18 protein-coding genes are annotated in these 18,687 nt (G+C 73.1%); 10 read left to right on the top strand and 8 right to left on the bottom strand.

Annotation, left to right across the window (positions count from 1 at the left end; all coding sequences use genetic code 11):
• The first annotated feature begins 8 nt into the window (after positions 1 to 8).
• The 3 genes from ykgO to ACZZY9_RS08375 all read left to right on the top strand — a co-directional run bounded on the left by ykgO (position 9) and on the right by ACZZY9_RS08375 (position 1,045).
• Entirely contained in the window at positions 9 to 131 is a 123-nt protein-coding gene (ykgO, locus tag ACZZY9_RS08385) for a type B 50S ribosomal protein L36 (RefSeq protein WP_192061268.1), read from the top strand.
• Positions 132 to 180: 49 nt separating this feature from the next.
• On the top strand, positions 181 to 516 hold the full coding sequence (locus ACZZY9_RS08380) for a hypothetical protein (protein WP_192061269.1): 336 nt from the start codon (positions 181 to 183) through the stop codon (positions 514 to 516).
• A 94-nt stretch (positions 517 to 610) separates the two neighbouring features.
• Positions 611 to 1,045 (top strand): META domain-containing protein, encoded by a 435-nt coding sequence (locus ACZZY9_RS08375; RefSeq protein ID WP_463463752.1) that lies wholly within the window; start codon positions 611 to 613, stop codon positions 1,043 to 1,045.
• Between the two features lie 39 nt (positions 1,046 to 1,084).
• Here the strand turns inward: ACZZY9_RS08375 and ACZZY9_RS08370 are convergent, their stop codons facing one another.
• The 4 genes from ACZZY9_RS08370 to ACZZY9_RS08355 form a co-directional block, all read right to left on the bottom strand.
• Entirely contained in the window at positions 1,085 to 2,257 is a 1,173-nt protein-coding gene (locus ACZZY9_RS08370) for a zinc-binding alcohol dehydrogenase family protein (RefSeq protein WP_463463751.1), read from the bottom strand.
• Between the two features lie 463 nt (positions 2,258 to 2,720).
• Positions 2,721 to 4,553, bottom strand: a complete 1,833-nt coding sequence (locus ACZZY9_RS08365; RefSeq protein ID WP_463463750.1) for a PepSY-associated TM helix domain-containing protein — start codon at positions 4,551 to 4,553, stop codon at positions 2,721 to 2,723.
• Positions 4,550 to 5,332, bottom strand: a complete 783-nt coding sequence (locus ACZZY9_RS08360) for a YcnI family copper-binding membrane protein (RefSeq protein ID WP_463463749.1) — start codon at positions 5,330 to 5,332, stop codon at positions 4,550 to 4,552. The genes ACZZY9_RS08365 and ACZZY9_RS08360 overlap by 4 nt, the downstream gene beginning before the upstream one ends.
• 117 nt (positions 5,333 to 5,449) lie before the next feature.
• A complete protein-coding gene (locus ACZZY9_RS08355; RefSeq protein WP_463463748.1) occupies positions 5,450 to 6,169 on the bottom strand; it encodes a hypothetical protein in 720 nt (239 codons plus the stop codon).
• A gap of 436 nt (positions 6,170 to 6,605) precedes the next feature.
• Between ACZZY9_RS08355 and ACZZY9_RS08350 the strand changes: the two genes are divergently transcribed.
• The gene (locus ACZZY9_RS08350; protein ID WP_463463747.1) at positions 6,606 to 7,205 is read left to right on the top strand and encodes a DUF1349 domain-containing protein; all 600 of its coding nucleotides are present in this window, start codon (positions 6,606 to 6,608) and stop codon (positions 7,203 to 7,205) included.
• Between the two features lie 4 nt (positions 7,206 to 7,209).
• Positions 7,210 to 7,800, top strand: a complete 591-nt coding sequence (locus tag ACZZY9_RS08345) for a hypothetical protein (protein WP_463463746.1) — start codon at positions 7,210 to 7,212, stop codon at positions 7,798 to 7,800.
• Between the two features lie 626 nt (positions 7,801 to 8,426).
• Here ACZZY9_RS08345 and ACZZY9_RS08340 read toward each other — a convergent pair.
• Together ACZZY9_RS08340 and ACZZY9_RS08335 are read right to left on the bottom strand one after the other, a co-directional pair.
• On the bottom strand, positions 8,427 to 9,476 hold the full coding sequence (locus tag ACZZY9_RS08340) for a TerC family protein (protein ID WP_463463745.1): 1,050 nt from the start codon (positions 9,474 to 9,476) through the stop codon (positions 8,427 to 8,429).
• A gap of 186 nt (positions 9,477 to 9,662) precedes the next feature.
• The gene (locus ACZZY9_RS08335; RefSeq protein WP_463463744.1) at positions 9,663 to 10,337 is read right to left on the bottom strand and encodes an SRPBCC family protein; all 675 of its coding nucleotides are present in this window, start codon (positions 10,335 to 10,337) and stop codon (positions 9,663 to 9,665) included.
• 70 nt (positions 10,338 to 10,407) lie between these two features.
• Between ACZZY9_RS08335 and ACZZY9_RS08330 the strand changes: the two genes are divergently transcribed.
• The 4 genes from ACZZY9_RS08330 (at position 10,408) to ACZZY9_RS08315 (ending at position 14,661) form a co-directional block, all read left to right on the top strand.
• Positions 10,408 to 11,223, top strand: a complete 816-nt coding sequence (locus ACZZY9_RS08330) for a sugar phosphate isomerase/epimerase family protein (RefSeq protein WP_463463743.1) — start codon at positions 10,408 to 10,410, stop codon at positions 11,221 to 11,223.
• Entirely contained in the window at positions 11,220 to 12,362 is a 1,143-nt protein-coding gene (locus ACZZY9_RS08325) for a Gfo/Idh/MocA family protein (RefSeq protein WP_463463742.1), read from the top strand. Before ACZZY9_RS08330 ends, ACZZY9_RS08325 begins: the two co-directional genes overlap by 4 nt.
• Before the next feature lie 257 nt (positions 12,363 to 12,619).
• Complete coding sequence (locus ACZZY9_RS08320) at positions 12,620 to 13,963, top strand: MFS transporter (protein WP_463463741.1); 1,344 nt, start codon at positions 12,620 to 12,622, stop codon at positions 13,961 to 13,963.
• Positions 13,964 to 14,040: 77 nt separating this feature from the next.
• A complete protein-coding gene (locus ACZZY9_RS08315) occupies positions 14,041 to 14,661 on the top strand; it encodes a DnaJ family domain-containing protein (protein WP_463463740.1) in 621 nt (206 codons plus the stop codon).
• A gap of 160 nt (positions 14,662 to 14,821) precedes the next feature.
• On the opposite strand, the gene ACZZY9_RS08310 is transcribed toward ACZZY9_RS08315, so the two are convergent.
• Positions 14,822 to 16,360 (bottom strand): SulP family inorganic anion transporter, encoded by a 1,539-nt coding sequence (locus tag ACZZY9_RS08310; RefSeq protein WP_463463739.1) that lies wholly within the window; start codon positions 16,358 to 16,360, stop codon positions 14,822 to 14,824.
• A gap of 393 nt (positions 16,361 to 16,753) precedes the next feature.
• On the opposite strand from ACZZY9_RS08310, the gene ACZZY9_RS08305 reads away from it, so the two are divergent.
• A complete protein-coding gene (locus ACZZY9_RS08305) occupies positions 16,754 to 17,056 on the top strand; it encodes a hypothetical protein (protein ID WP_192061677.1) in 303 nt (100 codons plus the stop codon).
• Positions 17,057 to 17,207: 151 nt separating this feature from the next.
• On the opposite strand, the gene ACZZY9_RS08300 is transcribed toward ACZZY9_RS08305, so the two are convergent.
• Complete coding sequence (locus tag ACZZY9_RS08300; protein WP_463463738.1) at positions 17,208 to 18,611, bottom strand: nucleobase:cation symporter-2 family protein; 1,404 nt, start codon at positions 18,609 to 18,611, stop codon at positions 17,208 to 17,210.
• Positions 18,612 to 18,687 lie beyond the last annotated feature (76 nt).

The raw sequence follows: 18,687 nt of genomic DNA, 5'->3' as shown, positions 1-18,687 counted from the left end.
GAGGCACGGTGAAGGTCCGCAACTCGCTCAAGGCTCTGAAGGCGATCCCGGGGTCGCAGGTGGTGCGCCGCCGCGGCCGCGTGTACGTGATCAACAAGAAGAACCCCCGGTGGAACACGCGCCAGGGGTGAGCGCTGGCGAGGTCTCCGCTGTCGGAGGTCTCGCCTAGGGTCGGCCGGCATGGGAGTCCAGTCGTCGTTCGTCAACGCCGCCGCCGCGCTCGCGAAGCGGCCGCACGAGCATCCGTACGCGATCCCGCCCATGCCGGGAGGGCAGGGGCTCTGGTTGATCCGGCAGGGTGCGGCTGCGCCGCTCGGCTTCGTCAGGATGCGCCCGGTGCTCGGGGGGTACGCGTTCGACGTCTACGCGCACTGTCGTGACGACGGCGGGCGCCGCCCCTGGCTGCACACTGCGGGGAGTCTCGACTCGGCGGTCGCCTGGGCGGTGCAGCACGACCGCGAGATCCGCGCGCTGATCGCCCGCTGCGCGCCCGAGCCCGACGTCTGGCCGGCGTGAGCGAGCGGGGAGGGTGTCGTCTGTTCGGCTGTTACGCACGCATGCGTAATAGCTCGCGGGTGACAGCACCTGCTCCTGCTCGTACGATCGGCTCATGACGCAGCCCCGACGGACGCGCGCCACCACCGCCGTCGTGGCGATCACGGCAGCGGCGGCGCTGATGCTCGGGCTCAGCGCCTGTGCGTCGGTTCCCGCGGAGGTGCGCGGCCAGTGGGTCCTCGTCGAGGCCCGCGACGCCGCCGGCGACCTCTCTCTCGATGCGACCGGCGCGAACGCGACGCTGAGCATCGACCAGACGCGCCTCGACGTCACCAGCATCTGCAACACCATCGGCGCCGACATCGAGAGCGTCGACCCCTGGCGTCTCCACGAAGGCACCGCGACAGAGCAGGCGTGCGTCGATCCGATGCTGAACGACCTGAACGCGCGCTTCACCGCCGCCCTGGTCGACGCCGACCACGCCCGCGTGCAGGACGGCGAGCTCGTGATCGTCGGGGAGGACTCACGGCTCGCCTTCGCCCCGCAGTGAGTACGGTGTCGACCTGACCCGCGCCTCCTCGGCCCGGCTCTACAGGCGGACGACGAGCTTCTGCGCCGAGACGCCGGCCCGCTGACGGTCGACCGCGCCCTGGATCGCGGCGAGTCCTTCTCCGGTGACCAGCGCCTCCGGCATCGGGCGCAGAGAACCGTCGGCGAGACCGCGGGGCAGCACCTCGCCCCAGAGCCGCTCCCCGAGGTCGTCGTCGCGCAGGCTGCTGCCCCAGATGAATCGCGCCGTCACCCCCGCCTGGCGTGCGGCCAGCGCCGATCGCGCCGTCGCCAGCCCGAGGCGCGCGAAGGTCGGCAGGGCCGTCGGGATGAGCCGCCGGCCGGCCGCGACCTCGGCGAGCGACACGGGGGTGCTCGCGATCGCCAGGCGCGTCCCTCCCGTGCGGGCCAGCAGGCGGATGCACGCCTCGGTCGAGCCGGCGCCGATCGCGACCGCTCCGGCGACGGTGCGACCCGCGATCACCGCGACGAGCTTGTCGACCACCTCGGGGTCGCGGTAGTCGTAGACGTGGGTCGCTCCGAGCTCCTTCACGGTCTCGGCGTTCATGGCCGACGCGGTGCTCAGCACGTCGTATCCGGCCGCCGTCGCCAGCTGCACCGCGTTCATCCCGACGCTCGACGAGCCGCCCCAGACGACGACGACCTCGCGCTCGACCGGAGCCGCGCCTCCTCGGGTGGGTGAGGGGTCGCGGTCGACCGGCGCCGCGCCTCCTCGGCATGCCGGCGGGAGTCGCAGCCCCAGGTGCCGCTCCTGGAACAGCGCGCACGCCGCGGTCGACACCCCGAGCGGCAGCACCGCGGCCCGCTCGAACGACAGCCCGTCGGGGATCACCGTCGTCAGCCGCTCGAGCAGCGCCGTGTAGTGCTGGAACGCCCCCTCCCGCGTCGAGTCGCGCCCCTTGTCGGTGCCGGTCGCCAGCCCCGCGACCCGGTCACCGACCGCGAGCCGCGTCACGTGCGAGCCAATCGCGATCACCTCGCCCGCGACGTCCGTGCCGAGCACCGCGGGATGCGCGAGCCAGCGGTACGTCAGCTGGCCGGTGCCCTGCACCACCCAGTCGAGCGGGTTCACGGCGACGGCGCGCACCCGGACGACCACCTCGTCGGGAGCCGGCTCGGGCAGGGCGGCCGGGCCGACCTCGAACGGGGTGCGCGGTGCCCGCAGGAACGCGGCGGTGTTCGTGCGGGGCATGCTCGGTCCTGACGTCGGGGGTGTGCGGGTGCGCGGGGTGGTCGGGTGCGCGGGGGCGCGGGGGCGCGGGTGCGCGGGTGCGCGGGTGCGCGGGGGCGCGGGGTGCGCGGGGTGGTCGGGTGGTCGGGTGGTCGGGTGGTCGGGTACAGCATGGCGCGCCTGCCGGGGTGTGCAAATCGCGACCGTTTCGGCGGTTCGGGGCGTCATAGCCCGGTTCTTCGCAGTGCGTGAGCGTGCACAGGTCGGGTTCGGCCCGCCGGAGCCGCCGCGCGCGGTCGCGATTTGCACAGATCCGAGGCGGCGCGGTCGCGATTTGCACAGATCCGGGGCGGCGCGGTCGCGATTTGCACACAACCGGGCGGCGGCGGTCGCGATTTGCACAGGGGGAGGGGCGGGGCGGCCGCGACCCGCGCCTCCTCGAGTCCTCAGCGACGAGCCGAGCCGAGGAGGCGCGGGTCGCGCATCAGTGCCGACTCGCCGTCCAGAGGGCGTCGCCGACCACGAACACGACCAGCGACACCCCGAGCAGCGGCAGGAACAGCGCCAGCACTCCTCCGACCGCGAGCACCAGCGCGACACCCCACCACGGCGCGCGCGTCAGCGCCCCGGCCGGCGCCGCGGGGCCGGGACGCAGCCGGGCGAGCCGCCCGCCTCCGCCCCCGGCCGCGGTGCCAGCCCCAGTGCGCGCGGAGCCAGCGGCGCCGGCAGCGGGCCCAGCACCAGCCCCCGCAGCACCAGCCCGTGCACCGCGCGTCGGCCGCCGCTTCCACCACATGAGGTACCCGAACACGACCATCGCCGCGATGCCGAGCGCCGTGACCGCGAGCAGCAGCTGATTCGCCAGGCCGAACATCGAGCCCATGTGGGTGTCGACGCCCCAGCGCGCGAGCTTCGCCATGACCGGGTAGTCGGCGAAGTCGGTGCGTCCGACCACCTCGAGCGTCGACGCGTCCACCGCCACCGCGTCGACCTCGGTGGGGAAGCTGCGTTGGATCTCGGTGACCGTCCAGGCGCTCGCGGCGTCGGCGGGCGGCTTGATCTCGACCTGCCCGGTGTTCACGTTGACGGTCCGGGCGACGGCGAGCACGGCGTCGAAGTCGGCGGGGTCCGCGTCGGCGACCGGCGCCTCCTCGGCTCCGTGGTGTCCGGCATGCGGGTCGGCCGCGACGTCGGCCGCGTCCTCCGCCGACGACCCGGCCCCAGACCCGGACCCGGCACCAGACCCGGACCCGGCCCCAGCACCCGACCCCGCACCGTCAGCGGGCAGCGCCGTCGTCAGCGCGGGGTTCGACCAGCTGAGCGCCGACCGCAGCCCGGTCACGTTCTCGCCCGCGAACTGCGACCACGTGATGCCCGTCGCCGAGAGGAACAGCGCTCCGACGAGCAGCCAGATCCCCGTCGACGCGTGCCACGAGAAGATGCGCCGGTAACCGGTCGAACCGGTCTCAGGCCGCAGCATGCCCCGCCGGGCACGCGCGCGATCCGCCGGACGCGCCCGCCGCCGGGCCGCCCGCCACCGCACCAGCCACAGCGCCCCGCCCGCGACGACGACCACGCCGAGCCAGCTGGCGGCCAGCTCGCTGTACAGCCGGCCGGCGTCGCCGAGCCCGAGACTGCGGTGGAAGTCGCTCACCGCGGTCCGCAGCGGCAGCGCCCCGCTCGTCCCGTACACCGGTAGATCGCCCCGCACCTCGGCGGTCGCCGGGTCGACGAAGATCGCGCGGGTCTGACTCTCGATCAGGTCGTCGCCCGTGAACATGACCCGTGTCGTGTCGCCCGCCTCGGGAGCGGGCCGCACCGCGACCAGCGCCCCGTCGTCGCCCACCACCCGCGCGGCGGCCTCGATCTGGTCGGCCAGGGGCAGGGCGGGTGCCTCGGCACTCGCAGCCGGCACCGTCAGCTCGTCGGCGTACACGACCCGTTCGATCGACGGGGTCAGCGCGTAGGCGGCACCGGTCAGCGCCGCCACGAGGATGAACGGCCCGACCAGCACTCCCGCGAAGAAGTGCAGCCGCAGCAGCAGCGGCGCGAACCAGCCGCGCCGCGGTGCGGCAGGGTGCGGCGCGGCATCGCGCGATCCGGCAGAGGGCGAGGCCGAGGAGGCGCGGGTCGCGTCGCCCGCGGAGCCCCCGTCGGTCGGGTGGTCCGTCGCGACCGCCTCGGAGTCGTGGGGTGACTGCGGGGGCCGACCCGCGCCTCCTCGGCTCCCCGCGGTGTCGGGCCCTGCGGTGTCGGGCCCAGCGGCGTCGGGCCCTGCGGTGTCGGGCGCCGCGGTGTCGTGCGCGTGGCCGCTCATCGACGGGCCTCCTGCTGGCGACGGAGGCCGATGGTCAGCAGCACGACGGCGACGACCCCGACGGCGAGACCGGCGAGTCCGAGCAGACGGGCGGTGTCGTCGATCGGCGCGGCGGCGGTGGCGCCGGCGCCGGCGTCGGCTGTGGCCGTCGTGGCCGACCCGTCCGCCGAGTCCGTCGAGCCCGTGCTCGAGGCCGCGTCCGTCAGCACCAGCGCGGGCGCCGGTTCGTTCGGCTCGGGGTCGTCGGGGTCGGAGGAGGGCAGCTCGCTCCACGCGTACGATCCCGACTCGCAGGTCTGCACGGTCGGGAACGCGACGAGGTCGCCCGCCTGCCCGTCGAGCGGCAGCAGCGCCGAGATCTCGACCGTGTCGCGGAACCCGTCGGGCAGCGGGGTGTCGGCCGTGTACGTCACGGTCGTCGCCTCGAGCACGGTCGGGTCGGCGGGCGGGGCGGACTCGGTGATGGTCCAGCCGGGCTTCACGGTGGGGGTGACCGACTGGACGCCGGCGGGCAGCTCGATCGCGAGCGAGGTCGTCGGCGAGCCCTCGCAGCCGTGCCCGACGGCGAAGGTCAGCACGCTGAGCGTGGCCGGCGCGGTCGACGAGGCCTCGAGCTCGACGTGCGCGGAGGCCGCCATCGGGATGCCGACGGCGAGGGCGAGCCCTGCGGCGCCGGCGACGAGCGCCGCGGCGAACGGACGGGAGGCGCGGGCGGTTCGGGCGGTTCGGGCGACGGAGTCGAGATGAGAGTCGTGGCGGTTCTGGGTGCGCGAGCGCATGGCGGAGCGGGTCCTTCGAACGGGCGGGGTGATCCCCGGGGTGCGGTCGTCCGGCGCGGCCGCACCCGGACGGGGCGGCGGCACGCCGGGACCACGCGAGTCAGGCGACCCGCGCGGTCAGTGGGCGAGCGCCCCGACCGGAGGGCCCCGCAGCCCCCGCGTCGTGCCGAGCAGCGACGACGCCCGGCGGCAGGCGGCCCGGACGTGCTCGCCGACGAGGCGGTGCCGACGACGGACCAGCGCGATCGGGTCGACGAGCGCTGCGATCGCCGACGCGAGCGCCGCGACCAGAGCGGTGATCAGCGCCGTGACGAGGCGGCCGAGGTGCGACGACGCGATCGCGGTGCCGACCGTGACGGCGACGCTGCGAGCCAGCTGTCGCACGGCCGAGGCCCCGAGACGCAGCGCGATGATCGTGACGACGCCCGCGACGACGTGCGCCCAGAGCATCGTCCCCGACGGCATGGCGCCCATGTCTGCGGACGCCGCCCCCACGTCGGGCATCGTGACGAGATGCGCGTGCGAGCCGTGACCGGTGGACCCGGCCGAGGAGGCGCTGGTCGGGTCGACGCCGACCGAGCCGTGCCCGACCGACCCGTGTCCGAGCGAGCCGTGCCCGATCGAGAAGGTGACGTGCAGCAGCCCCTGCAGCAGGCCGATCGCGACGACGAGGTTCGGCAGGGCGACGCGGTGACCGCCGGCGGCGAAGCAGCCGAGCACGCCTGTGACGAACACGAGCGCGAGGAGGAGCGGCGGCGGGAACGCGCCCCCGCCGAGCGAGTGGGCGGTCGCCGTGACGAGCACCCCGACCGAGGTGGACAGGACGGCACGCAGCATGCGTTCCTGTCGAGCCAGCACGTCGCCTCCCAGCGGTCATGACAACGGTACCCGAGCGCTCCTTCCGGCCCGCGCCTCCTGCACCGTCGGCATGCTGCGCCCCCTGCGGCGGGTTCGCGTCCTCCGCGGCGGGTCAGTGCTGACCCGCCCCCGATGACACCGACCCGCCGCACCCGCGCCCCGCCCGCACCGGCTGACCCGCGCCTCCTGCGCCGCGCCGCCTCCCCGCCGGCACCGCGCCAGGAGATGGACACGACGCCACGTTTAACCCTGGCGTCGTGTCCACAACCCGGCGTGCTGGCGGCCGCGCCCGCCCGCGCCGCCCGACCCGCGCCTCCGGCCTGCACCTCCCACCCGCCGTCGCGCCTCCTCCGCTCTGTCCACAGCTCGCCGCGCTCGCCGCCCGCTTCGCACCCCGCGCCGCTAGGGTCGGCGCATGACCCTCACCGTCGCCGGACTGCCCGCCCTCTCGTGGACGAACGGCGAGGGCGACGCGTCGCTCGACGCCGACGGCGCTCTCGTGCTGCGCTCCGCACCCGGCGTCGACTGGACGAACGACGCCCTCGGCGCCGAGCCCCAGCACGCCGCGACGAGTCTCGGCTTCGAGGCCCCCGACGAGTTCACGCTCTCGGCGCGCATCACCATCGTCGGCGCGCGCACCACCTTCGACGCCGGGGCCCTCGCGCTCTGGAGCGACCCCGACCACTGGGCCAAGATCTGCTTCGAGAACTCCCCGCAGGGCGAGACGATGATCGTCACCGTCGTCACGAACGGCTGGTCGGACGACGTGAACTCGACCGCCGTCGAGGGCGATGCCGCGTTCGTGCGGGTGACTCGGGTCGGTCCGGGCTGGGCGTTCCACTCGTCCGACGACGGAGTCGAGTGGCGGTTCGTGCGGCAGTTCCGGCTCGAGGTCGACGGGCCGGTGCACGTCGGGTTCCTCGCGCAGGCGCCGCAGGGCGAGACGTGCGAGGCGCGCTTCGACCGCATCGCGCTCGGTGAGACGGCGCCCGCCGACCTCCGCGACGGCAGCTGACCCCGTGTCGACGAGCACGCTGCGGACGCCGCTCGACCCACCGCGCAGCGGGTCCGAACGGCGGTTGCGTCGATCGGCGCTCTGGCAGCTGCTGGTCCCGGTCGTGTTGCTCGGCGTCAACGTGCCGGTCCGCATCGCCGACGACGACCGGACGACCTTCGACGTGCTGCTCATCGGGCTGATGCTCGTCGTCGCCGCGTTGAGCATCGGGCAACTGGCGCAGATCCGCGCCTTCGGCTCGTGGCGCTCCCTCCCGGTCGAGCCGGGCGAGACGCTCCTCTGGGGCACGGTCGCCGCGCTCATCCTGCCGACCGGGGGTGCCGGGTACGGGGGCCGATTCGTCCTGTCGAGCCGGCGCCTCCGGTACCTCCCCGATCTGACGTCGCGGCTGCGCGGCGGGCAGCCCACCGAGTGGCCGGTCGCGAGCATCGTCGGCGTCGAGGTCAGTCCGGTCGACCACCGGCGTCGACTCCGAGGAGGCGCGTGGGTCGTCCTCGAGATCGCCGACGCCGATCCCGTGACCGTCCTCACCCCCGAGCCGCACGCGGTCGCCGCCGAGTTCCACGAGCACCTCGCGAGCACCCGCCCCCGCTGACCCCGCGCCTCCCGAGCGGACATCCCGCCACCGTCTCGACAACCCGCCACCGTTTCTCGTGGCGGGATGTCGAGTTCGTGGCGGCGTGACCCGCCCCGCCCGCTACCGCGCCAGGAGATGGACACGACGCCACTCTTAAACCTGGCGTCGTGTCCACAACCTGGCGTGCGGGCGGCGCGCCCCGCCCGCTCCTGCCGGCCCGCGCCTCCTGCACCATCGACGTGCTGCGCGCCCCTGCGGCGGGTTCGAGTCATCCACGGCGGGTCAGCGCTGACCCGCCGCCGATGACACCGACCCGCCAAACCCGTATCGGTACCGGCACCCGCCCGTGGTCGCACGCGCGTAGGCACCCGCCCGCACCACGCTCCCGCACGCACCACGCTCCCGCACGCACCACGCGCAGGCACCCGCCCGCACCACGCATCCGCCCGCACCACGCACCCGCACCGGCACGCACCACGCACAGGCACCCGCCCGCACCCGCCCGCACCACGCACAGGCACCCGCCCGCACCACGCACCACGCCCACCCCACGCCCGCACCCCACACCCCGCACACACGAAGGAGGCGCGGTGCCGGCACCAGCCGACCCGCGCCTCCTCGGCGTCACGGGATCACGAGCGGGGTCAGTGGCGACCCGCGCCCTTGTCGTTCGCGTCGTCGGTGGCACGCGTGACGGGCTCGCCCTCGACGGTCGCGCGGTCGTTCTTGTTCTTGTCGCCGCGGGTCTTCGCGAGGCTCGCGACCGTGGCGACCGTGATCGTCGCGCCGATGAACAGCAGCGACAGCCAGATCGGGATCTCGGGCACCCAGAGCAGCGGCTCGCCGCCGTTGATGAAGGGCACCTCGTTGACGTGCAGGGCGTGGAAGACGAGCTTCACGCCGATGAACGCGAGGATGACGGCGAGACCCTGCGACAGGTACACGAGACGCTCGAGCAGACCGCCGATCAGGAAGTACAGCTGGCGCAGACCCATCAGGGCGAAGGCGTTGGCGGTGAAGACGATGTACGCCTCGTTGGTCAGACCGTAGATCGCGGGGATCGAGTCGAGCGCGAACACCAGGTCGACGAAGCCGATGGCGATGACGCAGAGCAGCAGCGGGGTGACGAAGCGCTTGCCCGAGATCTTGACGGTGAACTTGTCGCCGTTGAAGTCGTCGTGCACGGGCAGGATGCGGCGCGCGATGCGGACGAACATGTTGTCGGCCGCGTTCCCGCCGTGGTCGCCCTTGAGCTGCTGGTAGGCGAGCACGAACAGGAGCGCACCGAAGATGTAGAAGACCCACGAGAAGTTCTCGATGAGGGCGGCGCCGGCGGCGATGAAGCCCGCGCGCATGATGAGCGCGATCACGATGCCGATCATCAGCACCTTCTGCTGATACATCCGCGGGATGGCGAACCCGGTCATGATCAGCAGGAACACGAAGAGGTTGTCGATCGACAGCGCCTTCTCGGTCAGGTAGCCGGCGAAGTACTCGCCGCCGTATCCCCAGCCGTTCGTGACGCCGATCCCGACGCCGAACAGCAGCGCCAGGCCGATGTAGAAGGCGGACCAGCGGGCGGACTCGCCGATCGTGGGCTCGTGCGGCTTGCGCACATGGGTGAAGAACTCGTAGACGAAGAAGGCGATCGTCACCGCGATGGTGATGAGCCAGGTGGTCAGCGATATGTTCACGGGGTTGGGCTCCGGGTTTCGGGCTGGGGCTGTGAGGCGCGTTGGCGGTCGATGAGCGGGGTCGCGTCGACCGTCGGGATGACTCCCGAGACGAATCTACGTGAGAGTCCGCTGTGGGCGTGCCGCCAAGCAGCCGCCACGCTCCTGTGAAGCTGCAGAGCGTGCAAAGTCCTGGTCAGGGCGCGATCAGCGCTCGACGCCCACGCGGTCGAGCTCGGCGCCGATGCCCGTCAGCACGCGGGTCATGTAGGGCCCCCAAGCGAAGCGCACGATGCCGCGCACGATCGGCCCCGCACCCGGCTTCGCCGTGAACGAGTACCGCCAGCGCACGCGCGTCCCGTCGCCGTCGGGCATGTACCGCCAGGCGGCGCGTCCGCCCGAGACGAGCTTCTCGAGCGGCCCGCGGAAGTCGGTCAGGTCGTAGATGAACAGCGAGGGCGTGTCGACCCGGGTGACGGTCTCGCGCACCGACCCGCCGCCCGAGAGTTCGAGGAGGCGCGTCTGACCGGGCGCGTCCCACCCGCCGGTCTGCCCGTGCACGGCCTGCACCTCGGGCAGCGGTCCCCACTTCGGGTAGAAGCCCACGGGGTCGAGCGGGGTGCCGATCTCCCAGGCGCGCTGCAGCGGTGCGGTGGTCGTGATCTCGCGGGTGGCGCTCGCGGTGGTCGTCATGCCCGGTGGTTCGGAGTCGCGGCCCGGATCGGCAGGAGGCGCGGTGCCGGAGGTGCGGTGCCGGCAGGTGCAGGAGGCGCGGTGCGGCCGACCCGCGCCTCCTCGGCTCCGCACCCGCGCCTCCTCGGCCGACGGCCGCGCCTCCTCGGCCGACGGCGCTGGTCGCCGATGATCGAACACCTTTTGCATGTGCGTCGACAGAAGTAGTTGAATGGTGTCCGGCGTTCACATCGGACCACCGGAACGAAGGAGTATCCCCATGAGCAGCTCACCCTCAGTCCAGCTCTACAGCGTGCGCGACGCGATCTCCGCCGACCTGCCGGGCAGTGTCGCCCGTCTGGCCGAGATCGGCTTCACGAAGGTCGAGCCGTACGGCTTCGCCGACAACCCCACCGACATCGCCGCCGCACTGACCGCGGCCGGTGTCACGGCGCCGACCGGTCACAGCGCCGTGATCGACGCCGACGACTCGCAGCGCGTCTTCGACGCCGCGAAGGAGATCGGTCTCGAGACCGTCATCGACCCGTTCATCCCGAGCGACCGCTGGCAGACCGCCGACGACGTCAAGGCGATCGCCGAGCGCGTCAACGTGCTCGCCGACGAGGCGGCCGGTCACGGGCTCCGCTTCGGGTACCACAACCACCAGTGGGAGTTCACGAACAAGGTCGACGGCCGCCCCGTCTACGACCTCTTCGTCGAGCTGCTCTCTCCCTCCGTCGTGCTCGAGCTCGACACCTTCTGGGCCACCGTCGGCGGCGCCGACACCCCCGCCGTGCTGAAGTCGCTCGGCGACCGCGTGCAGTTCCTGCACATCAAGGACGGCAAGGTCAGCGGCGACATCGCCACGGCCCTGCCCAGCAGCGAGAGCGCACTGATCGTGCCGGAGGCGCTGGCCGCCGCATTCGAGAACCAGACCCCGGCCGGGCAGGGCGACGTCGATGTGCGCGCCATCCTCGCCGCCGCACCGCACGCCCTCCGGGTCGTCGAGTTCGACGCCTACTCGGGCGACGTGTTCGAGGGCATCGCCGCGTCGTACGCGTGGCTCGCCGAGAACGACACGGAGGCGAACGCGTGAGCGCCACGTCCTCCACCTCGGCCGCCTCGGCCGCTCGCGGATCGGGGCCCGTCGGCGTCGGCGTCATCGGCGCGGGTGTCATCAGCGGCACCTACCTCGAGAACATGACGAAGTTCGCCGACCTGAAGGTGCTCTTCGTCGCCGACCTCGACCTCGATCGCGCCCGCAGCCAGGCCGAGACGTACGGCGTGCCCGGGCACGGCACGGTCGACGAGCTGCTCGCGATCGACGAGATCGAGATCGTCGTCAACCTGACGATCCCGGCCGTGCACGCCGAGGTCGGTCGCCAGATCATCGCCGCCGGCAAGAACGTGTGGAGCGAGAAGCCCCTGGCCCTCGACCACCGCTCGGGCAGCGATCTGCTGGCCGCGGCCGACGCCGCCGGCGTGCGCGTCGCGTGCGCACCCGACACGGTGCTCGGCGCCGGCATCCAGTCGGCCATGCGGGCCATCGCCCGCGGCGACATCGGCGAGCCGCTCTCGGCGACGACGATGTTCCACGTGCCCGGCCCCGAGTCGTGGCACCCCAACCCCGACTTCCTGTTCGCCGTCGGAGCGGGCCCCCTGTTCGACATGGGTCCGTACTACGTCAGCACGCTGGTGCACGCCTTCGGCTCGGCCAGCAGGGTGAGCGCCGTGTCGTCGAAGTCGTTCGACACGCGCACCATCGGCAGCGGTCCGCGTGCCGGGCAGACGTTCCCCGTCGAGGTGCCGACGCACCACGCGGCTCTGATCCAGTTCGAGGGCGGGCAGTCGGCGCAGTCGACCTTCTCGTTCCAGAACGCGCTGCCCCGGGCGGGCTTCGTCGAGATCAGCGGCACCGAGGGCACCATCGTGCTGCCCGATCCGAACATGTTCGAGGGCGACTCGACGCTGTGGCGCTTCGGCCACGACGAGCCCGAGACGCTCACCGCCGTCGGGTCGACGTACGGTCGGGGGTCGGGCGTGCTCGACCTGGCCCGGGCGATCCGCGGGGGCGAGAGCGAGCGGGCCAGCGGCGCGGTCGCGGCGCACGTGCTCGACGTGCTGCTCGCCGTGTCGGAGGCGGCCGAGAGCGGCGTCGTCGTCGACGTGGCGTCGAGCGTGGCGAAGCCCGCGCCCCTGCCCGAGAGCTGGGACCCTGCGGCCGCGACGCTCTAGCCGCGACGCTGTAGCTGCAGCCGGTCCGCGCCTCCTGACCCGCGCCTCCTCGGCCTGCGTCGCGGCGGCGCGTGCCCATGAACCCCGTTCGCGAAGATGAACCACGATATATCGCGGTTCATCTTCGCGAACGGGGTTCTTCGCCGCTAATGTACGTTCGTACACAGCGCGCCACCCCGCCCTGCACCCCGCACCCCGCACCTCCGCACCTCCGCACCTCCGCACCTCCGCCCCGCACCCCCACCCGGAAGCCCCCCATGAGCACGACGACGTCTCGCCCCCCGGTCCCTCGCGACATCCAGCGTGCGCGCTGGGCGGTGTCGCTGCTGTTCCTGACGAACGGCGCGATCTTCGCGAACCTGCTGCCGCGCTACCCGGCGATCAAAGACGGGCTCGGGCTGTCGAACGCCGAGTTCGGGGTGGCCGTGGCGGCGTTCCCGCTCGGTGCGATCGTGGCCGGGCTGGCGGCGGGGCTGCTGATCCGCAGGTTCCGGTCGTCGCGGGTCGCCGTCGCCGGCACGATCGTGACCAGCCTCGGAGTCCTCACCGCAGGTGTCGCGCCGTCGTGGGCCCTGCTCGCCGCGGGTCTCTTCCTCGCCGGAGCGATGGACGCCATCACCGACGTCGCCCAGAACTCGCACGGCCTGCGGGTGCAGCGGCGCTACGGGCGATCGATCCTCAACTCGTTCCACGCCGCGTGGAGCGTCGGAGCCGTCATCGGCGGCCTGATGGGCGGTGCGGCCGCGGGGCTCGGCATCCCCACCCCCGTGCACCTGTCGGTCTCGGCCGCGCTGTTCTGCGTCGTCGCGCTGCTCTCGTACCGCTCGATGCTCGCCGGCCCCGAGCCGACCGACGAGAGCGAGGCGGCAGACGCCGAGGCGTCCGACACGAGCGCAGCCGGCACGGGCGCGGCGAACACCGAAGCGACGAGCACCGCAGCAGCCGAGGAGGCGCGGGTCGAGTCGAACCCGTCCGTCGCGTCGGTCGCCGCGGGCGCCGGCCGCTCCGCCCTCCGCTTCGGCACGGTGGCCGTGCTGGCCGCCCTCGTGCTCGTCTCCATGGGCGCGGCCATCGTCGAGGACGCCGGCAACACCTGGGCCGCCGTCTACCTCTCGGGCTCGCTGGGGGCGAGCATCACGATCGCGTCGCTCGGGTTCGTGTCGCTCGCGGGCATGCAGCTGATCGGCCGGCTGGTCGGCGACGTCATGGTCGATCGGCTGGGGCAGCGCACCGTCGCGCGGATCGGCGGCGTGCTGGTCGCGGTCGGCACGGGGCTCGCGTTGGCGTTCCCGTCGATCCCCGGCACGATCATCGGCTTCGGTGCGGCCGGTTTCGGCGTGGCGACGCTCATCCCCGGAGCGATGCACGCGGCCGACCAGCTGCCCGGCTTCCGGCGCGGCACCGGTCTGACGCTGCTGAGCTGGCTGATGCGTCTCGGGTTCCTGTTCTCGCCGCCGCTGGTCGGGCTGGTCGCCGATGCGACCTCGCTGCGCTGGGGTCTGCTCGTCATGCCGGCCGCCGGAGTGATCGTGCTGCTCCTCGCCGGAGTGCTCGCGCGGCGGGTGCCCCACGGGACCGCCGTCCACGACCCGCGGGCCTGACCCGCGCCTCCTCGGTGTCCCCCGACCCGCGCCTCCTCGGCGTCCCGGTTCAGGAGGCGCGGCGTACTCTCTCGCGCATGGAACGGCGAACCGAACCCGGCGATGCAGGAGGTGCGGGTCGGGCAGGAGGCGCGGCGAACGACCCCCGGGTGGCCGCGGCCCGCTACCGCACCGACGGTGCGGCTCCCGCCGCCGACGCTCCGACCGACAACCGCACCGCGGCCGAGATGCGCGCCTGGGCCCGCACGGCCATCGACCAGGCGATCGCGCGCGGCGACTTCGACGACCTGCCGCTGGCCGGCAAGCCGCTGCCCGGTCTGGCCGGTGACACGGTCGACCCCGACTGGTGGATCCGGGGCCTGATCGAGAGGGAGGGGCTGACCGGGCTCGCGCCTCCTGCGCTGTCGTTGCGGACGGAGCACGCGTCGTTCGAGCGGACCCTCGACGGGCTGTTCGCCGAGGCCGCGGTGCGCGCGCACGTCGACGACTACAACGCGCGGATCGTCGAGGCGCGGCGGCAGCTGCGCGGCGGACCTCCCGTGGTGACGCCGACGCGCGACGTCGACGCCGAGGTGCTGGCCTGGCACCGGCGGCGCGTCGAGCGTCGTGCGCGCGAGGCCGCGGAGGTGCCGCCGCCCCCGCCCTCGTGGCGCGAGCGCCGCGCCCTCCGCCGAGAGCTGCGCCGCCGCCGCGCGTAGCCCCGCTGCGCTCGCCCTACGGGGGTTCGGCGGGTTCGGCCTCACGTTCCGCGCTCTTCTCGGGGTTCGGCGGGTTCCCGTCATCCTCGGCGGGTCAGCGCTGACCCGCCCCCGATGACACGAACCCGCCGCAGCCCCCGCAAGCTTGCTCAGCCCCGGCTCAGCTCCCGAGCCGGCCCGTCAACCGCCCGTGGAACTCGCTGCTGCGGTCGTCGAGCCCGACGAACTCGACCTCCACCCCGTGCGCGGCGTACTTCGTGCCGACGGCGTCGAGGGCGGCGACGCTCGAGGCGTCCCAGATGGAGGCGCGGGTCAGGTCGATCGTCACCCGCGCCGGGTCGTCGGCGTACGAGAAGTGCTCGACGAGGTCGTTGCTGCTGCCGAAGAACAGCGGCCCGATCACGTCGTAGCGGACCGAGGCGTCGCTGCCGTGCCCGCTGCCGTCCGCCCTCGCCGCGCCTCCTCCGACCGTCCGCTCGACCCGGATCACGTGGGCGATCCGCCGCGCGAACAGCACCATGGCGAGCAGCACGCCGACTGCGACGCCGAGCGCGAGGTTGTCGGTCGCGACGACGACGGCCACGGTGACGACCATGACGAGCGTCTCGGGGATCGGCATGCGCCGCAGCGTCGACGGCCGGACGCTGTGCCAGTCGACGGTCGAGATCGCGACGATCATCATCACGGCGGCCAGCGCGACCATGGGGATGCGCGCCATCACCTCGCTCAGCGCGGTGACGAGCAGCAGCAGGAACAGCCCCGCGACGACCGTCGACACCCGGGTGCGGGCCCGGCCGATCTTGACGTTGACGACGGTCTGGCCGATCATCGCGCAACCGGCGATGCCGCCGTAGGCGCCCGCGGCGATGTTCGCGACGCCGAGCGCCCACGACTCCTTGCCCTTGCGCGACGGGGTCTCGGTGATGTCGTCGACGAGCTTCGCGGTCAGCAGGGTCTCCATCAGGCCGACGAACGCGACGCTGAGCGCGGTCGGCAGGATGATGCCGAGCGTCTCGAGCGAGAACGGCACGAGCCAGGGGGTGAGCCCGGGCAGCCCGCCGCCCATCTCGCCCTCGTCGCCGACGGTGGTCACGTCGAGCCCGGCCGCGACGACGATCACGGTCACGACGACGATGGCGACGAGCGGCGCCGGCACGGCCTTCGTCAGGCGCGGCAGCAGCACGACGATCACGATGGTCAGCACGAACAGGGGGTAGACGATCCACGGCACGTCGATCAGGTGCGGCACCTGGGCCATGAAGATGAGGATGCCGAGGGCGTTGACGAAGCCGATCATCACCGACCGCGGGATGAACCGCATCAGCCGGGCGAGCCCCGCCGTGCCGAACGCGATCTGGATGACTCCGGCGAGCAGCACGGCCGGCAGCACGTACTCGACGCCGTGCGCACGGACGAGCGGGGCGATGACGAGCGCGACCGAACCGGCCGCGGCGGTGACCATGGCGGGGCGGCCGCCGAGCAGAGACATGACGAGGGCGAGCACGATCGAGGCGACCAGGCTGACCATCGGGTCGACGCCGGCGATGACCGAGAACGAGATGACCTCGGGCACGAGGGCGAGCGTGGTGACGATGCCGGCCAGCGCCTCCCGGGTCAGGAGGCGCGGTGACCGCAGGACGCCGAGCACCGTGTCGTCGCGGTGCGGGCGCACGACGGGCGCGGGGGAGGGAGCGGTCACGAGGACTCCTGGGGAGAAGAAGAGGGAGGGGTGCCGCGATGCGGCGCGTTCGACTTTAGGCGACGGGCGCGGGCCGTCCGCGCGTCCGTCCGCGCGTGCGCGTTCGCGGGGCGCCAGAGGGTTCGGCGGGGTCGGGTTTGGCGGGTGCGCGTTCGCGGGGGCTGCAGGCGATGCGGCGGGTTCTTGTCATCGGCGGCGGGTCAGCGCTGACCCGCCGCAGATGACGGGAACCCGCCGAACCGGCAGGAGGAGCGGTTCGCGAGCGGCAGGAGGCGCGGCTCGCGACTGCAGGAGGCGCGGCTCGCGACACGCACGCGAGGCGCGACTCGCGAACGATCCCGGGTCCGCCCTGAGGCCGATGACAGCACAGGGTCCGAGCGCGAGACTCGAGGCATGAGCTCAGTGGACGACGGCCGGATCGTGCGGCGCATCTTCGCCGGCCTGCTGGTCGTCGTGACCCTGCTCGGTCTGGCGATCTTCTCGCTGGGGCGCGCCTCCTTCGCGGTGCTCGACGCGGAGGGGCAGGAGGCGCCCCCGTTCACGGTCTGCTCGGTCGACTACCCGACGTGCACCGATCCGCAGCCCGTGCTCGTGATCTTCGGAGCGGCGATGATGATCGCCGCCCTCGTCGCGCTGATCAGCATGATCGCCTCGCGTCGTCGCCGGCATCGCCCGGTGCGCCGAGCTCGCCGCTGACCGCCAGCCGCCGACCCCCAGCCGCTGACCGCCAGCCGCCGACCCCCAGCCGCTGACCGCGAGCCGCCGACCCGCCAGCCGCTGACCGTTCGCGACCGACGCGCTCATCGACCCGCGCCTCCTCGGCCCCCGCTGCCGAACCCCCGGGGGCTCAGGCGTCGCGATCGGCCGCCGCCGGGGCGGACGGGCCGCGGACGGCGTCGTGCGCCGACACGTCGCGGTCGCTGCCGCCGTGGCGCCGCTGCTGCGACTCCGAGTTGAGCAGCAGGTTGAGCAGCACGGCGACGAGCGCCCCGGCGCTGATGCCCGAGTCGAACACGATCGTGAACCAGGTCGGGAACTGCGCGTAGATGTCGGGGCTCACCGTGGGCAGCAGGCTGACGCCGAGCGCCACGGCGACGATCAGGATGTTCGAGTTGTTGAACCGCACCTTCGACAGCGTGCGGATGCCGCTCGCGGCGACCATGCCGAACAGCGCCACGCCCGCGCCGCCGAGCACCGCCAGGGGAACCCCCTCGACGACGGCGCCGAGTGCCGGTACGAGTCCGAGCACGACGAGGATCACCCCGGCGAACGTCGCCACGTAGCGCGACCGCACGCCGGTGATGCTGACCAGGCCGACGTTCTGCGCGAACGCCGTGTACGGGAACGTGTTGAAGACGCCGCCGATCACGGTCGAGAGGCCGTCGGCGCGCAGGCCGTCGGCGAGGCGGCGCGGGGTGACGGGCTCGTCGACGATCTCGCCGACCGCGATGATGTCGCCGGTCGTCTCGGTCATGATCACGAGGCCGACGATGCACATCGACACGATGGCGCTGATCGGGAACGTGGGCAGCCCGAAGTGGAAGGGCAGTGCGAGGCCGAACCAGGCGCTCTCGCCGACGCCGCTCCAGTCGGTGAGGCCGAACGGCCAGGCGACGAGGGTGCCGATCACGAGCCCCAGCAGGATCGAGACGCGCTGGATCGCAGGAGGCGCGAACCGCTCGATCAGGATGATCAGCAGCAGGGTCCCCGCCGCGAACCCGATGTCGAGCGGGTCGCCGAAGTCCTCGGAGCCGGTGCCGCCGCCGACCCAGCCGGCCGCGACGTCCATCAGCGAGACGCCGATGATGAGGATGACCGTTCCGGTGACGATCGGCGGGAAGAACCGGACGAGCCGGGAGAAGAACGGTGCGAGCAGCATCATGAACACGCCGCTCGCGATGACCGAGCCGTAGATCGCGGTGATGCCGTACTCGCCGCCGATCACGATCATCGGGCCGACGGCGGCGAAGGTGCAGCCCTGCATCAGCGGCAGCCGCACCCCGAAGCGCCAGAACCCGACCGACTGGATGATGGTCGCGATGCCGGCGACGAGCAGGTCGGCGCTGATCAGGTACGCGATGTCGCCCGGCTGGAGCTCGCCCATGCCGACCAGCGCACCGCCGACGATCAGCGGAACCGCGACCGCCCCCGCGTACATCGCGAGCACGTGCTGCAGCCCCAGCGGGAACAGCCGACGCAGCGGCGGGATCCGGTCGACGGGTCGCTTCTCGGCCTGCGCGCTCGCGGTCATGGGGCCTCCTGATCAGGGTGTGTCGGTCGCTACGACGCTAGGGCACCAGGGTTTCACGGGTGAGGCGTCCATGTGA

Source organism: Frigoribacterium sp. AC394 (assembly GCF_979258095.1).
This window is presented reverse-complemented; position numbering and strand designations above follow the sequence as displayed.

Bases quoted from the DNA above. Each gene is read 5' to 3' on its own strand.
- ACZZY9_RS08305 (WP_192061677.1), top strand. From the start codon at position 16,754: ATGAGCTCAGTGGACGACGGCCGGATCGTGCGGCGCATCTTCGCCGGC.
- ACZZY9_RS08365 (WP_463463750.1), bottom strand. From the start codon at position 4,553: ATGAGCGGCCACGCGCACGACACCGCGGCGCCCGACACCGCAGGGCCC.
- ACZZY9_RS08360 (WP_463463749.1), bottom strand. From the start codon at position 5,332: ATGCGCTCGCGCACCCAGAACCGCCACGACTCTCATCTCGACTCCGTC.
- ACZZY9_RS08355 (WP_463463748.1), bottom strand. From the start codon at position 6,169: ATGCTGCGTGCCGTCCTGTCCACCTCGGTCGGGGTGCTCGTCACGGCG.
- ACZZY9_RS08335 (WP_463463744.1), bottom strand. From the start codon at position 10,337: ATGCAAAAGGTGTTCGATCATCGGCGACCAGCGCCGTCGGCCGAGGAG.
- ACZZY9_RS08380 (WP_192061269.1), top strand. From the start codon at position 181: ATGGGAGTCCAGTCGTCGTTCGTCAACGCCGCCGCCGCGCTCGCGAAG.
- ACZZY9_RS08330 (WP_463463743.1), top strand. From the start codon at position 10,408: ATGAGCAGCTCACCCTCAGTCCAGCTCTACAGCGTGCGCGACGCGATC.
- ACZZY9_RS08320 (WP_463463741.1), top strand. From the start codon at position 12,620: ATGAGCACGACGACGTCTCGCCCCCCGGTCCCTCGCGACATCCAGCGT.
- ACZZY9_RS08370 (WP_463463751.1), bottom strand. From the start codon at position 2,257: ATGCCCCGCACGAACACCGCCGCGTTCCTGCGGGCACCGCGCACCCCG.
- ACZZY9_RS08300 (WP_463463738.1), bottom strand. From the start codon at position 18,611: ATGACCGCGAGCGCGCAGGCCGAGAAGCGACCCGTCGACCGGATCCCG.
- ACZZY9_RS08350 (WP_463463747.1), top strand. From the start codon at position 6,606: ATGACCCTCACCGTCGCCGGACTGCCCGCCCTCTCGTGGACGAACGGC.
- ACZZY9_RS08375 (WP_463463752.1), top strand. From the start codon at position 611: ATGACGCAGCCCCGACGGACGCGCGCCACCACCGCCGTCGTGGCGATC.
- ACZZY9_RS08315 (WP_463463740.1), top strand. From the start codon at position 14,041: ATGGAACGGCGAACCGAACCCGGCGATGCAGGAGGTGCGGGTCGGGCA.